General features: G+C 68.2%; 14 protein-coding genes. 3 read left to right on the top strand and 11 right to left on the bottom strand.

Translation table 11 applies throughout. The features are described 5' to 3' along the window. Window positions 1-121: 121 nt before the first annotated feature. Window positions 122-1,942, top strand: a complete 1,821-nt coding sequence (locus tag G578_RS28690) for a sensor histidine kinase (protein WP_156907395.1) — start codon at window positions 122-124, stop codon at window positions 1,940-1,942. A gap of 14 nt (window positions 1,943-1,956) precedes the next feature. Here the strand turns inward: G578_RS28690 and G578_RS27200 are convergent, their stop codons facing one another. The 6 genes from G578_RS27200 to G578_RS0119465 form a co-directional block, all read right to left on the bottom strand. Then, a complete protein-coding gene (locus G578_RS27200; RefSeq protein WP_084619035.1) occupies window positions 1,957-2,625 on the bottom strand; it encodes a YdcF family protein in 669 nt (222 codons plus the stop codon). 1 nt (window position 2,626) lies between these two features. After that, window positions 2,627-3,523, bottom strand: coding sequence for a cell division protein FtsX (locus G578_RS27195; RefSeq protein WP_038015194.1), 897 nt, complete (start codon window positions 3,521-3,523; stop codon window positions 2,627-2,629). Further along, window positions 3,520-4,269 (bottom strand): cell division ATP-binding protein FtsE, encoded by a 750-nt coding sequence (gene ftsE, locus G578_RS27190; RefSeq protein ID WP_084619034.1) that lies wholly within the window; start codon window positions 4,267-4,269, stop codon window positions 3,520-3,522. Before ftsE ends, G578_RS27195 begins: the two co-directional genes overlap by 4 nt. Before the next feature lie 126 nt (window positions 4,270-4,395). Beyond that, window positions 4,396-6,276: a cobaltochelatase subunit CobT gene (cobT, locus tag G578_RS0119475; RefSeq protein ID WP_028795668.1), complete on the bottom strand. Its 1,881-nt coding sequence runs from the start codon at window positions 6,274-6,276 to the stop codon at window positions 4,396-4,398. Window positions 6,277-6,297: 21 nt separating this feature from the next. Beyond that, window positions 6,298-7,302 (bottom strand): cobaltochelatase subunit CobS, encoded by a 1,005-nt coding sequence (cobS, locus tag G578_RS0119470; protein ID WP_051245030.1) that lies wholly within the window; start codon window positions 7,300-7,302, stop codon window positions 6,298-6,300. 70 nt (window positions 7,303-7,372) lie between these two features. Then, window positions 7,373-7,939, bottom strand: a complete 567-nt coding sequence (locus G578_RS0119465) for a J domain-containing protein (RefSeq protein ID WP_051245097.1) — start codon at window positions 7,937-7,939, stop codon at window positions 7,373-7,375. A gap of 78 nt (window positions 7,940-8,017) precedes the next feature. Between G578_RS0119465 and G578_RS0119460 the strand changes: the two genes are divergently transcribed. After that, window positions 8,018-8,287 carry a BolA family protein gene (locus G578_RS0119460; protein ID WP_028795665.1) on the top strand — a complete coding sequence of 90 codons (270 nt, stop codon included), beginning with the start codon at window positions 8,018-8,020 and terminating at the stop codon, window positions 8,285-8,287. A 112-nt stretch (window positions 8,288-8,399) separates the two neighbouring features. After that, window positions 8,400-8,798: a ribbon-helix-helix domain-containing protein gene (locus tag G578_RS29665; RefSeq protein WP_156907394.1), complete on the top strand. Its 399-nt coding sequence runs from the start codon at window positions 8,400-8,402 to the stop codon at window positions 8,796-8,798. Window positions 8,799-8,837: 39 nt separating this feature from the next. Here the strand turns inward: G578_RS29665 and G578_RS28685 are convergent, their stop codons facing one another. From G578_RS28685 to G578_RS0119430, 5 genes are all read right to left on the bottom strand, one after another. Next, entirely contained in the window at window positions 8,838-9,320 is a 483-nt protein-coding gene (locus G578_RS28685; RefSeq protein ID WP_169400886.1) for a tetratricopeptide repeat protein, read from the bottom strand. 40 nt (window positions 9,321-9,360) lie between these two features. After that, the gene (locus G578_RS27175) at window positions 9,361-9,951 is read right to left on the bottom strand and encodes a glutathione peroxidase (protein ID WP_038015192.1); all 591 of its coding nucleotides are present in this window, start codon (window positions 9,949-9,951) and stop codon (window positions 9,361-9,363) included. Next, a complete protein-coding gene (locus tag G578_RS0119440; RefSeq protein ID WP_028795664.1) occupies window positions 9,944-10,600 on the bottom strand; it encodes a sulfite oxidase-like oxidoreductase in 657 nt (218 codons plus the stop codon). Before G578_RS0119440 ends, G578_RS27175 begins: the two co-directional genes overlap by 8 nt. A gap of 126 nt (window positions 10,601-10,726) precedes the next feature. Then, window positions 10,727-11,449, bottom strand: a complete 723-nt coding sequence (phbB, locus tag G578_RS0119435) for an acetoacetyl-CoA reductase (protein ID WP_028795663.1) — start codon at window positions 11,447-11,449, stop codon at window positions 10,727-10,729. Window positions 11,450-11,604: 155 nt separating this feature from the next. Further along, complete coding sequence (locus G578_RS0119430) at window positions 11,605-12,783, bottom strand: acetyl-CoA C-acetyltransferase (protein WP_028795662.1); 1,179 nt, start codon at window positions 12,781-12,783, stop codon at window positions 11,605-11,607. Window positions 12,784-12,822: the final 39 nt, after the last annotated feature.

Here is a 12,822-nt window from a genome sequence, read left to right as displayed (position 1 = left end):
CCGGCAGCCGTCCCGGCCGACGCAACTCCGTGTTATGCCGATCTTAACATTTGGGCGCGTAGCACGAGTTCTTAAACAAGAAAACATTGGGGGGAGGCCGTCCAACGGCCCCGCAGATCACGTGTCACGGGAACCAGGCAAGGCAGAGCAGGCCCGCCGGGGGATGAACCCGCCCGGCGCCAGTCGTGTTGGTGCCAGTCGTCTTGGCGGCAGCGTCTCCTTCGGGGCGTTCGCGCTCGTTCTGCTCCTGTCGCTGTGCGGGGTCGCCGCGTCCGTCCTCGGCGCCCTGCGGCTGGCCGAGTCGAGCCGCCAGAACTGGCTGGAACGCGGACGGATGGAGGCGCTCGAGCTCTCCAGCGCCGTGGACGGCGCCCTCCTGCAGGTCGAGGCCCAGCTCGGCGCACTGGTCACTCTGTTCCACAGCTCGTCCTTCGTGGAGGCGGACGAGCTCTCCCGCGCGGAAGCCAATCTTCCATCCGACGGACTGAGCGTCACCCTGTCCGGGCTCGCCTTCGCGGCTATCCTCGACGACAGCGAGCGGCGCCGCTACGAGGACCGGCGGGGCATTGTTCTCTCCGTGCCGGGGAACCCCGACAAGCCCTCGCCTAGCTGGGCCAGCCATTTTCCGGTGATGCTCGCGAGCCAGGGGCATCCGCAGTTCCACGAGGGGGCCGATCTGGCGGCGATCGCACCCCTGCGGTCCATGGCGCTGTCGGCGACGCGGTTGGAACGCACCGTGGTCATGAGCCCGACGTTCCAGATGGTCGGCCGTCGCTTCGCCGCCTTGGCGGTGTCCGCTCCGAACGGGGGCACGCCGGGTCTTCTGCTGGGCATTCTCGACGTGGATGAGATGTTCGAGCGGATGGTCCGGTGGGAACTGCCGGGACTGTCAATGCGGCTGCTGGAATACCCGGGAAGCTGGGAGCTCGACAGCGAACCGAAGACGGTGCGCGGCGTGGCCGAGCCGCCCAGCGAGGCGATCGCCACCTTCGATCACCGGTTCACCCATGGCGAGGCGCGCTGGCACCTGCAATGGAGCCTGCTGCCGAGCTTCGAGGGCGGCGTGGATACGGTGCCGGCATTCATGCTGGGGATCGGCGGCTCGATGCTGAGCCTGCTCGTCGGGCTGGCGCTCTGCCTGCTGATCTATCAGAACGCGCTGATCCGCCAACGGGTGGACGAACGCACCGCGGAGCTGAGCGACGCCTTGAACCGGGCGGAGGCCGGCAACCAGGCGAAGACCAACTTCCTGGCGGTGATCGGCCACGAACTGCGCACGCCGCTGAACGCGGTGATCGGTTTCGCCGACCTGCTGGAGAGCCGGCAGCCGACCGACGAGGCCCGCAGCTACGTCAATTTCGTCCGGGGCGGGGGGCGCCACCTGCTGCGTCTGGTCAATGCCCTGCTGGAGGTCGCCCAGGCCGAGACCGGCGAATTGGCTCTCGAGGAATCGGAGATCGACGTGACGCAGATGATCGTGGAGGCCGTCCGGTCGGTCGACGCGTCGGTGATGGCGCCGGGCGTGGCGATCGCGCTCGACCTGGCCGAGGGGCTGCCGACGGTGCGGGGCGACCGCGAACGGCTGCAGCTGGTGGTCGTCAACCTGGTGCTCAACGCGATCCGCGCCGCAGGCGAGGGAGGAAGGGTGGCCGTCGGCGCCTGGCGCGGCCCGGAAGACGGCGACATCCCGAACGGCGGTGTCCGGATCCGGGTCTGCGACACCGGATCGGGCATGACCGAGAACCAGGTCCAGGCCTCGCTGCAGCTGTTCGAACAGGTGGAGAGCCCGATGAACCGCCGCCACGAGGGGCTCGGCATCGGACTGCCGCTCTGTCGGCATCTGGTCCGCCTGCACGGCGGGACCTTGGAGATCGACACCCGTCCCGGGCAGGGGACCGCGGTGACGGTCGACCTGCCGCCCCACCGCATCCTGAGCCGCTAGCCCGGCCGGTCGTCTCAGCTCGCCACCACCATGAACCAGCCGGCGACGGTGACGCGGGCTGTGGCGAACAGGTACTTGGAATACTCGTTCGCCAGCAGTGCCAGAGTTCCGGGATAGCGGTACCAGTGGTCCAGGCGGACATCCTGCGGAATGACCGGGTACGGGGTGATGCGGACCGACGGCATGGCGTGGGCGAATTCCAGCATCGCCCGCGGCATGTGGTAGTTCGACGTCACCAGCAGCATCGACTCTCGGTCGCCCACGGCCATCCAGATCTCGGTCTCGCGGGCATTGCCGATGGTGTCGGTTGCGCCGTGCCCCAGCACCAGACAGCAGTCGATCAGCTTGTCCGGCAGGCGGGTATCGCCGTCGTCCAGCAGCGAGCGGATGCCCTTGCCGTCGACCCGCTCGTCCACGCCGCTGACGAACAGCACGGGGGCGGCCCCCGCTTCCAGCAGCGCCACGCCCTCGTCCACCCGCCGGCTGCCGCCGGTCAGCACGACCACCGCATCGGCGGTCGGCGGCTGCGCCTCGGCGGTGCGGGGCAGCCGGTCCACGAACCGCACCAGGCCGACGGTCCACACGACGACCAGGGCGACGGCGGCCAGCAGGACCAGCCATCCCAGCCCCCCCATGCGCCGTTCCTGCGCGCGGGCGCTGCGAAAACGATTGCGTCGTGCCATCTCAGGCCATCCTGGCGAGGGCTGTCTGGACCGACACCCGCGCGGTCGCCATGGCGATCGCCGCGGTGACGGGAGGAAGGAGGATCAGCGCGATCCACTCGGCCCAGCCGATCCGCACAAGGGCGGTGATGCTGGACACGCCGACATCCATCGGGGCGGAGGACCATTGCCCGACCCCGATCTGCAGTCCGATGATGCTGGCCACCGCCAGCAGGGCGCCGGCGATGCCGCCGTACAGGGCCAGCCGACCGGCATGCCACTGGAACTGCCGGGCGATGTATCGGTCGGGGGCGCCGATCAGGTTCAGGATCTCGATCTCCTCGCGATGCACCGACAGGCCGGTACGTACGGCGAAGATCACCGCCAGCACGGCCGCGAGCAGCACGACCGCCAGGATGCAGGTCCCGGCGATGGCCACGGAATTGCCCAACGCCCGCGCCTCGGCGAGCCAGCGGCCGTGATCGTCCAGGGTGGTGCCGGGGGCGGCATTGTCGAGGCGGGTCGCGAGGCTGGCCAGGTCGACCTCCTGGCCGCGGTCAAGCTGCAGGTCGACGAGCAGCGGCAGCGGCAGGGTCTCCGCCAGCTCGGCGCCGAGCCAGGGGGCCAGCAGGGCGGCCGACTGTTTCGGCGGCATCGGCTCCACCGAGGCGACCCCTGGCGTGACGCCGAGCAGCCGCAGCACGGAATCCAGCCGTTCCTGCTGGCTGAGCCCGTCGACCGGCGGAATCTGCACGGTGGCCGCCCCGGACAGCCGTGCGTCCCAGTCGGAGACGAACCCGCGCGCGGCCAGCGCACCGACCGTGGCCAGCGCGGCGAGATAGACCATGACGGCCAGCAGGCCGGGCAGGAACCGGGTCGAGGAATCCCGGCCCAGCGCGAGGTCGGAGTGGCCGATCATCGCGGATCCGCCGCCGGCGGCCGGGGCGCGGCGGCACCGGCTGACGCAGTGGTCGCGCGGGGCGGCGGACGGCGCAGCAGGCTGGACGGCGCGCGCCGGGTGATCCGGGCGTCCTCCAGATGCAGGCGCGGATGGTCGAACCGGTCCACCAGACTCTCGTTGTGGGTCGCGATGATCACCGTCGTGCCCATCTTGTGCAGCTCTTCGAACAGGTAGAGGAGGCGCACCGCGATGCGGTCGTCCACGTTGCCGGTCGGCTCGTCGGCGAGCAGCAGAGAGGGCCTTCCTATCACCGCCCGGGCGATGGCGATGCGCTGCTGCTGGCCGCCGGACAGGGTGGCGGGCAGGGCGTCCAGATGGCCCGACAGCCCGACCCAGGCGAGCAGCTCCGGCACATGCTCGCGGATCAGCGCCTCACGGGTGCCGGCGATGCGCAGCGGCAGCGCCACGTTGTCCAGGGCGGAGAGATGGGGCAGCAGGCGGAAATCCTGGAACACCACGCCGATCCGGCGGCGGAAGGAGGGGCGCTCCTTGCGGGTGACCTTGGCGATGTCGCGGCCGAACATGGAGACTTGGCCCGAGACCGGGCGGGCCGCCAGATACATCAGCCGCAGCAGCGTCGATTTCCCGGCCCCGCTGGCGCCGGTCAGGAAATGAAACGATCCCGGCTCCAGATCGAAGGACACGTCGCGCAGGATGACGGGACCTCCGTCATAGCGCATGAAGACGTTCTCAAAGCGAACCACCGCGTCCCTCTGTCACCCGACAGTCTGAAAGTCGCGCGAGTGTGACCCAAGGGCGTGGCGAAAGAAAGGCGTTGCCAAGGTCTTATCCGACCGAGGCATCGCCCGTTGTGGTTCGCGTCCGTCCGCTCAGAGCCGCGCGCCGGCCCGCTGGCGACCGCCGGAAGCGCCGCCCTTGCCGTCCTCGTCGAACAGCGAGGCCAACTGTTCCATCATCGTGCCGCCGAGCTGCTCGGCGTCGACGATGGTGACGGCCCGCCGGTAGTAGCGGGTCACGTCATGGCCGATACCGATGGCCACCAGCTCCACCGGAGAGCGCGACTCGATGTACTTGATGACATCGCGCAGGTGCTTCTCCAGGTAGTTGCCCGGGTTCACGGACAGGGTGCTGTCGTCCACCGGCGCGCCGTCGGAGATCACCATGAGGATGCGTCGCTCCTCCGAGCGGGCGATGATGCGGTTATGCGCCCACATCAGGGCCTCGCCGTCGATGTTCTCCTTCAGGATGCCCTCGCGCAGCATCAGGCCGAGCGACTTGCGGGCCCGGCGCCACGGGGCGTCCGCCGACTTGTAGATGATGTGCCGCAGGTCGTTCAGGCGACCCGGCCCCTGGGGTTTGCCGGAGGAGATCCAGCGCTCGCGCGCCGAGCCGCCCTTCCAGGCCCGGGTGGTGAAGCCGAGGATCTCGACCTTCACGCCGCAGCGCTCCAGCGTGCGCGCCAGGATGTCGGCGGCGATCGCCGCGATGGTGATCGGCCGGCCGCGCATGGAGCCGGAATTGTCGATCAGCAGGGTGACGACCGTGTCCCGGAAATCCGTGTCCTTCTCCATCTTGTAGGACAGCGGGAAGAGCGGCGCGGTGACCACGCGGGACAGGCGGCCGGCATCCAGCACGCCCTCGTCCAGATCGAAATCCCAGGACCGGTTCTGCTGCGCCATCAGGCGGCGCTGCAGCCGGTTGGCCAGCTTGCCGATCACGCCCTGCAGGTGGCTGAGCTGCTGGTCGAGCAGGGCGCGCAGGCGGGTCAGCTCGTCGGCGTCGCACAGGGTGTCGGCCTGCACCACCTCGTCGTATTCGGTGGTGTAGGCGCGGTAGGCCTGATCCTGCCAGTTGCGGCCGTCCATGTTCGGATGCATGGGCGAGCCCGGATTGGCCGGCTCCTCGTCGCCGGAACCCGGCTCGAGGTCCATCTCCTCGGCATCCTCGCCCTCGGCGCTCTCGTCGCCGGCCTGCATGTCGGACGGGATGCTCTCGCTTTCGGTGCCGTCCTCGGAGGTGCCGCGGGTGCCGCCGTCGCTGGTCTCGTCGACGTCGCCACCCTCGTCCTCGCCTTCGGCCTCGCTCGGATCGTCGTCGGCCACACCCTCGTCGCCGACATCCAGGTCGAGATCGGTGATCAGCTGGCGCGCCAGCTTGGCGAAGGCGCCCTGGTCTTCCACGTGCTTGACCAGTTCCGACAGGTCGGCGCCGGCCTTCGACTGCACCCAGGGGCGCCACAGGTCGATCACCCGCTGGGCGCATTCCGGCGGCGCCTCGCCGGTCATCGACTCCCGCGCCATCAGGCGCATGACGTCGACCAGGGAGACGTCGTCCTTCTCCGCCCGGTCCAGGCCCTTGCGCTGGAAATTGTCGTCGAGCATGGCGGAGAGGTTGTTGGCCACCCCCTCCATCCGCCGCGCGCCGATGGCCTCGACCCGCGCCTGCTCCATCGCCTCGAAGATCTCACGCGCCGCCTGGCCCTGGGGGGCGTAGCGGGCATGGACATCGTCGTTATGGTGCTTCAGGCGCAGCGCCATGGAATCCGCCTCGCCGCGCAGACGGGCGAGGGCGGCAGGCTCCATGTCCTTGGGCGGCGAGGGCAGGCGGGCACGGGTACCCGCCGCCGTCGCGTGCTCGGCGCCGTAGGTGACCTCGAGCTCGATCTCGCCGGACATCGCCCGCAGGCAGGCCGCGGTGGATCGCTTGAAGTCCTCGAACGCCGGATCGTCGGGCGCGCGGTTGCTCCTCATGGGATTCCTCGCTGGCTGCGGTTACTCGGCCGCCTTGATGCCGAGCTCGGTGATCTCGTCACCGAAGCAGCGCTGATAGTATTCCGCCACGATCGTCCGCTCGACCTCGTCGCACTTGTTGAGGAAGGTCAGACGGAACGCCAGGTTGATGTCGCCGCCGAAGATGTCGGCGTTCTCGGCCCAGGTGATGACCGTGCGCGGCGACATGACCGTGGAGATGTCGCCGGCGATGAAGCCGGCGCGGGTCAGATCGGCGCAGGCCACCATCTTGGAGATCGTCTGCTTGCCGTCGTCGTTGGCGTAGCCCGGGCTCTTGGCGAGCACGATGTTCACCTCGGCGTCGTGCGGCAGGTAGTTCAGGGTGGTGACGATGTTCCAGCGGTCCATCTGGCCCTGGTTGATCTGCTGGGTGCCGTGATAGAGGCCCGTGGTGTCGCCGAGGCCGACCGTGTTGGCGGTCGAGAACAGGCGGAAATACGGGTTCGGCGTGATCACCTTGTTGGTGTCCAGCAGGGTCAGGCGGCCGTCGACCTCCAGAATACGCTGGATGACGAACATCACGTCGGCGCGGCCGGCGTCGTACTCGTCGAACACCAGCGCGACCGGGTTCTGCAGCGCCCAGGGAAGGATGCCCTCGCGGAACTCCGTCACCTGCTTGCCGTCGCGTAGGACGATGGCGTCCTTGCCGATCAGGTCGATACGGCTGACATGGCTGTCCAGGTTGACGCGGATGCAGGGCCAGTTGAGGCGCGCCGCGACCTGCTCGATATGGGTCGATTTGCCGGTGCCGTGGTAGCCCTGGATCATGACGCGGCGGTTGCGCGCGAAGCCGGCGAGAATGGCCAGCGTGGTGTCATGGTCGAACAGGTAGGAGTCGTCCTTCGTCGGGACATACTCGCTCGGCTCGCTGAAGGCCGGCAGTTCGAGGTCGATATCGAGGCCAAACACCTCACGGGCCGAGACCGTCATGTCGGGCTGGCCGAGGGGGTGGGCGGGCTTACGCTCGATGACGCTGTCGTTCGTCATGGACGAGATCCTGTCTCTCGGGAGTGGGGAGCCGATGCTCCACAGAAGGGATAACTTAGCTCTATGAGCCTTAACTTAGAAACCGACGCAAAGTCGTATAGGCCTCGTTGATACTTTTCAACCGTTCCTCCGCCGCCTTGTCGCCGCCATTGGCGTCGGGATGGTGTTTTTTGACCAGTTCCTTGTAGCGGGCCTTGAGCCGCTCCAGGGTGAAGGGCGGCTCAAGGCCGAGAATGGCGGCCGCCTTGCCTTCGGCCGTGTCGGCCGGCTGCCGTCGGCGGGTCTCTCCCGCGCCCTCCTCGTCGTCGTCCATGAAGCCGAACGGGTCGTTCACGCGGCGGCGCGGTCCCTGGCCCGGCTTCACGGTGCCGAACGGCCAGGACGGGCGGTTCCAGGTCGTGGAGCGGCGGATATCCTCCTCGACCTCGTTGTCGCTCATGCCGTCGTAGTAGTTCCAGGCCTTATTGTACTCGCGGACATGGTCGAGGCAGAACCAGTAATAGTCATTCAGCCGATTTCGGGCCTTTGGCGCGCGGTGCGTTCCCTCTGCGCCGCAGCCCGGACGGTCGCAGGCCCGGACCGCCGGTTTGCGCGGCGCAAAATCCTCCAGGAAAGAGTCTGGATTTGCCTTCGCCATCGCTGTGCCCATCTGCTCCATAGGCGTGTAACAAGACCGGATCTCCGACCCTAGCGCGCCCGAAAGGAAAGTCCATACATGACCATCGCCGAAACCATCCACGACAAGCTGCAAAACGCCTTTGCGCCAACCGCCCTAGAGGTCGTCGATGAATCCCACCTTCATGCCGGACATATGGGTTCCAGGCCGGAGGGCGAAACCCATTTCCGGGTGACGATCGTGTCCGCCGCCTTCACCGGGGTCAGCCGGGTGCAGCGCCACCGGATGGTCCACGAGGTGCTGGCGCAGGAACTCCGCGACCGGGTCCATGCGCTCGCCCTTCAGCTACGCGCGCCCGAGGAAACATGAACAACAACTGAAAATAGTTAATGAGACAAAATAACGTTTAATGGTTGCGCATCAGTGAGAGCCATGCCATTGCTATATTGCACTTAGAAATTGCATGCAATTTGTGCGTTCCATGAGCGTAGAGTTCGATTTGTCATCCGAGAGCGACAAGGCATCGATCCTGGAAAGCCGGAATGTGACGGTCGGCAACAAGCGGACCAGCATGCGGCTTGAGCCTCAGATGTGGGATTCGCTCGAGAAAATCGCCAGGACCGAGGGCGTGACGATCAACAGCCTGTGCACGCAGATCGACCTGCGGCGCGGCCCCGTCGGCCTGACCTCCGCGACCCGGGTGTTCATCATCAGCTATTTCCGTCACCTGGTGCGCCAGCACGAGATCGAGCGGGGCCTGAACGGCCCCGGCCTGGTTCCCAGGATCGACGGGCTGAAAGGCGCGTCGCTGGCCCGCTGGGTGCTGGACACCGTCGTCCCGGCCCATGAGCTCGGCCGCGCCGGGCGGCATCGCGGTTAGACCCGGGACGGGTTTAGGGCCAGGAAAGCCGGGCAGGCGTCAGTTCGTCGCTGCGTATTTCTCGATCGCGGCGGCGAGCTGGTCGCGCTCCTCGCACTCGGCGGCGGGGCAGAGCGCGTTGATCCGCTCCAGCAGGTCGCGGGCGAGTTGCGGCTCGCCGGTCTGCAGGTAGAGCTCGCCCAGATACTCCATGGCCTTCAGGTGTTCGGGATCGAGGCGCAGGGCGTTGAAGTAGTACTGCTGGGCCTCCTCGAGCTTGCCGAGCTTGCGGGTGGCGAATCCCAGGTAGTTCCAGCCGTCCGGGTTCTTGGGATTGCGCTTCAGGGCGGCGTGGAGGAGGGGTTCGGCCTCGGCGAACTCCTCCGCCCAGACCAGGGCGATGGCCCGCTCCAGCTCCGGGTCCTCCATCATGGTCGGCTGGTCGGTCGGCGAGGGGGCCATGGCGGCGGCCGGGGTGCCGACCGCCGGGACCGTCAGGGCCAGCACGGCGAGCAGCGAGGCCCGCAGAAGGGTAGCATGCATCATCGAACCTGTGGCTGTGAGCGCAAGGGTGAGCTCCGGTCTATTGCGGAAGCGCCTTCTCGATCGCCGCGATGGCGCTCGGGTCGGTTGGCGAGACGCGGGTCGGGATCGCCGCCACGAACGTGCCGTCCGGAGCGATCAGGTATTTGTGGAAGTTCCAGCTCGGCACCTTGTCGGCCCCACCGGCTTCGGCCGCCCAGCGGTAGAACGGATGGGCGCCGGACCCCACCACCACCTGCTTCTCGGTCATCGGGAAGTCGACCGAGAAGTTGGTCTCGCAGAACGCCTTGATCTGGGCCTCGGTGCCGGGCTCCTGGCCGCCGAAATCGTTCGACGGCACGCCGAGCACCACCAGCCCCCGGTCGCGGTAGGTCTCCCACACGCTCTGCAGGGCGTCGTATTGCGGGGTGAAGCCGCAGCGCGAGGCGGTGTTGACCACCAGCACCGCCTTGCCGGCGAAATCGCCCATCGACATCGGCGCGCCGTCGATCGAGGTGAAGCTGAACTGGTGGGCGGGGCCGGTTCCGGCGGGCTGGGGAGCGGCGGCCTCGGCGGTGGTGTCGTCTCCCATCAGGGCGGCTCCCGTCAGCATGGTCAGCGCCGCCAGGGCGCCTGTCAGAACTCTAAGCATAGCGCTGCTCCTTCCACGGGTCGCCCAGCATGTGATAGCCGCGGGATTCCCAGAACCCCTTTATGTCGTGCTCGACGAAGCGGATCGACCGGATCCACTTGGCACTCTTCCAGAAATAGAGCGCCGGCACGACGAGGCGAACCGGGCCGCCATGCTCGCGGGTCAGCGGCGCGCCGTTCCAGTGGGTGGCGATCAGGCTGTCCGGCTCGTGCAGGTACGCCACCGGCAGGTTGGTGGTGTAGCCGTCATAGGACTTGATCAGTACGAAGCGCGCCTCCTCGCGCGGCCGCACCTCGGCGATCAGGTCGCGGGTCGCCACCCCGGCGAAGGTGTCGCCCAGCCGGGACCAGGAGGTCACGCAGTGGATGTCGACCGTGCGCTCGCTCCGGGGGATCAGCGACAGCTCGCGGTAGTCGAAACTGGTCGGCACGTCGACCAGCCCCTCCACCCGCAGGGTCCAGTCCTTGGCCGGGACGTTCGGGTGGGTGCCGAGATCCAGGACCGGCCAGTCGCGCGCCAGATGCTGGCCGCGCGGCAGCCGGCCGGTCGGCGCCTCGGGTTTGCCGAACTGCCTGTTCTCGCGCGCCCAGCGCTCCTTCTCGGAGACCAGCTTGGCGCGTTTGGCGGCGATGCGGACGTCGTCTGTCATGGCGGGGAATATGGACCGGCCGGGCCGTCCGGTCACCGGGGCGGCACGAAAACGTGATGGGGCCGGAACGCGAACGGCCCGCCTCGCGGGGAGACGGGCCGTCGGACGCGGGCAGAGAACCGCCGCTCAGTACATGTGCTGGCCGCCGTTGATGCTCAGGGTCGAGCCGGTGATGAAGCCGCCCTCGTCGGCGGTCAGGAACACCACGCCGCGGGCGATCTCCGAGGCGTCGCCGAGACGGCCGACCGGGATGCGCGCCTTGATCTTGTCGAGCACGTCGCCCGGCACCGCCGCGACCATGTCGGTGTCGATATAGCCCGGCGCGATGGCGTTGACGGTGATGCCGGCGCGCGCGCCCTCCTGGGCCAGCGCCTTGGTGAAGCCGTGGATGCCCGACTTGGCGGCGGCGTAGTTCACCTGGCCGTACTGGCCGGCCTGGCCGTTGATCGAGCCGATATTCACGATCCGGCCGAAATTGCGCGACCGCATGCCCTCGATGACGTTGCGGCACATGTTGAAGCAGGAGCCCAGGTTGGTGTCGATCACCGCCTGCCAGGCGTCGTGGCTCATCTTGTGGATGGTGCCGTCGCGGGTGATGCCGGCGTTGTTCACCAGGATGTCGACCGGGCCGACCTCCTTCTCCACCTGGGCGATGCCCTCCTTGCAGGCCTCGAAGTCGGAGACGTCCCACTTGAAGGCCGGAATGCCGGTGCGCGACGTGAAGGCCTTCGCCCGCTCGTCGTTGCCGCCGTAATTGGCGGCGACCTTGCAGCCGGCGTTCTTCAGCGCGACGCAGATCGCCTCGCCGATGCCGCGGGTTCCGCCGGTGACCAATGCTACGCGTGCCATGTGTCCCTCCCTGTCCTGTTCCGGTCCTCGCGGCGTTGAGCGGCCGCGTTGGGTTTGCTGAGCGTCGACGGCCGCACCCGGCCCGTCAACGCCGTTGGTTCATCATGGTTGCACGGGAGGGCGCTATCGTCCCGCCCTCCGCGCAGCCGAAAAGGTCAGTCGCGCTCCACACACATCGCGACACCCATGCCGCCGCCGATGCACAGGGTGGCGAGGCCCTTCTTGGCGTCGCGCTTCTGCATCTCGTGCAGCAGGGTGACCAGCACCCGGGCGCCGGACGCGCCGATCGGATGGCCGAGCGCGATGGCGCCGCCGTTCACGTTGACCTTGTCGGTGTCCCAGGCGAGGCCCTTGTTCACCGCGCAGGCCTGGGCGGCGAAGGCCTCGTTGGCTTCCATCAGGTCCAGATCGTCCTTCGACCAGCCGGCCTTCTCCAGGGCGCGCTGGCTGGACGGGATCGGGCCGGTGCCCATGATCGACGGATCGACGCCGGCGGTGGCCCAGGACACGATGCGGGCGAGCGGCGTCACCCCGCGCTTCGACGCGTTGGCCGCGGTCATCAGCACCAGGGCGGCGGCCCCGTCGTTGATGCCCGAGGCGTTGCCGGCGGTCACGGTGCCGTTCTCGCGCACGAAGGCCGGGCGCAGCTTGGCCAGGGTCGCCGCGGTGGTGTCGGGCTTGGGATGCTCGTCGGTATCGACCACGGTCTCGCCCTTGCGCGACTTGATGGTCACCGGCGCGATCTCGTCCTTGAACCGGCCGGACTCCATGGCCGCGCCCGCCTTCTTCTGGCTGGCCAGGGCGAAGGCGTCCTGCTCGTCGCGGGTGATCTGAAATTTCTCGGCAACGTTCTCGGCGGTGTTGCCCATGTGGTAGCCGTTGAAGGCGTCCCACAGCCCGTCGCGGATCATGGTGTCGATCAGCGACAGGTCGCCCATGCGCTGGCCGGCGCGCAGGTACTGGGCGTGCGGGGCCTGGCTCATGCTCTCCTGGCCGCCGCAGACCATCACCTCGGCATCGCCGAGCATGATCGCCTGGTAGCCGAGCGCCACCGTGCGCAGGCCGGAGCCGCAGAGCTGGTTGATGCCGTAGGCGGTGCGCTCGACCGGGATGCCGGCGCCGATGGCGGCCTGGCGGGCCGGGTTCTGGCCGGCGGCGGCGGTGAGGATCTGGCCCATCACCACCTCGTCGACCTCGCCGGCCTCGGTCTTGGCCCGCTCCAGCGCGGCGCGGATGGCGACCTCGCCGAGATAGCTGGCGGCGACGCTGCTCAGGCTTCCGTTGAATGCGCCGACCGGTGTGCGGGCGGCTCCGGCGATCACGACCTCGGTCATCGGGTCTCTCCTCCTGGATCGTCTCTTACGAGTTCTGCT

It is taken from the genome of Thalassobaculum salexigens DSM 19539, from assembly GCF_000423805.1.
Lineage (GTDB): Bacteria > Pseudomonadota > Alphaproteobacteria > Thalassobaculales > Thalassobaculaceae > Thalassobaculum > Thalassobaculum litoreum.
This window is presented reverse-complemented; position numbering and strand designations above follow the sequence as displayed.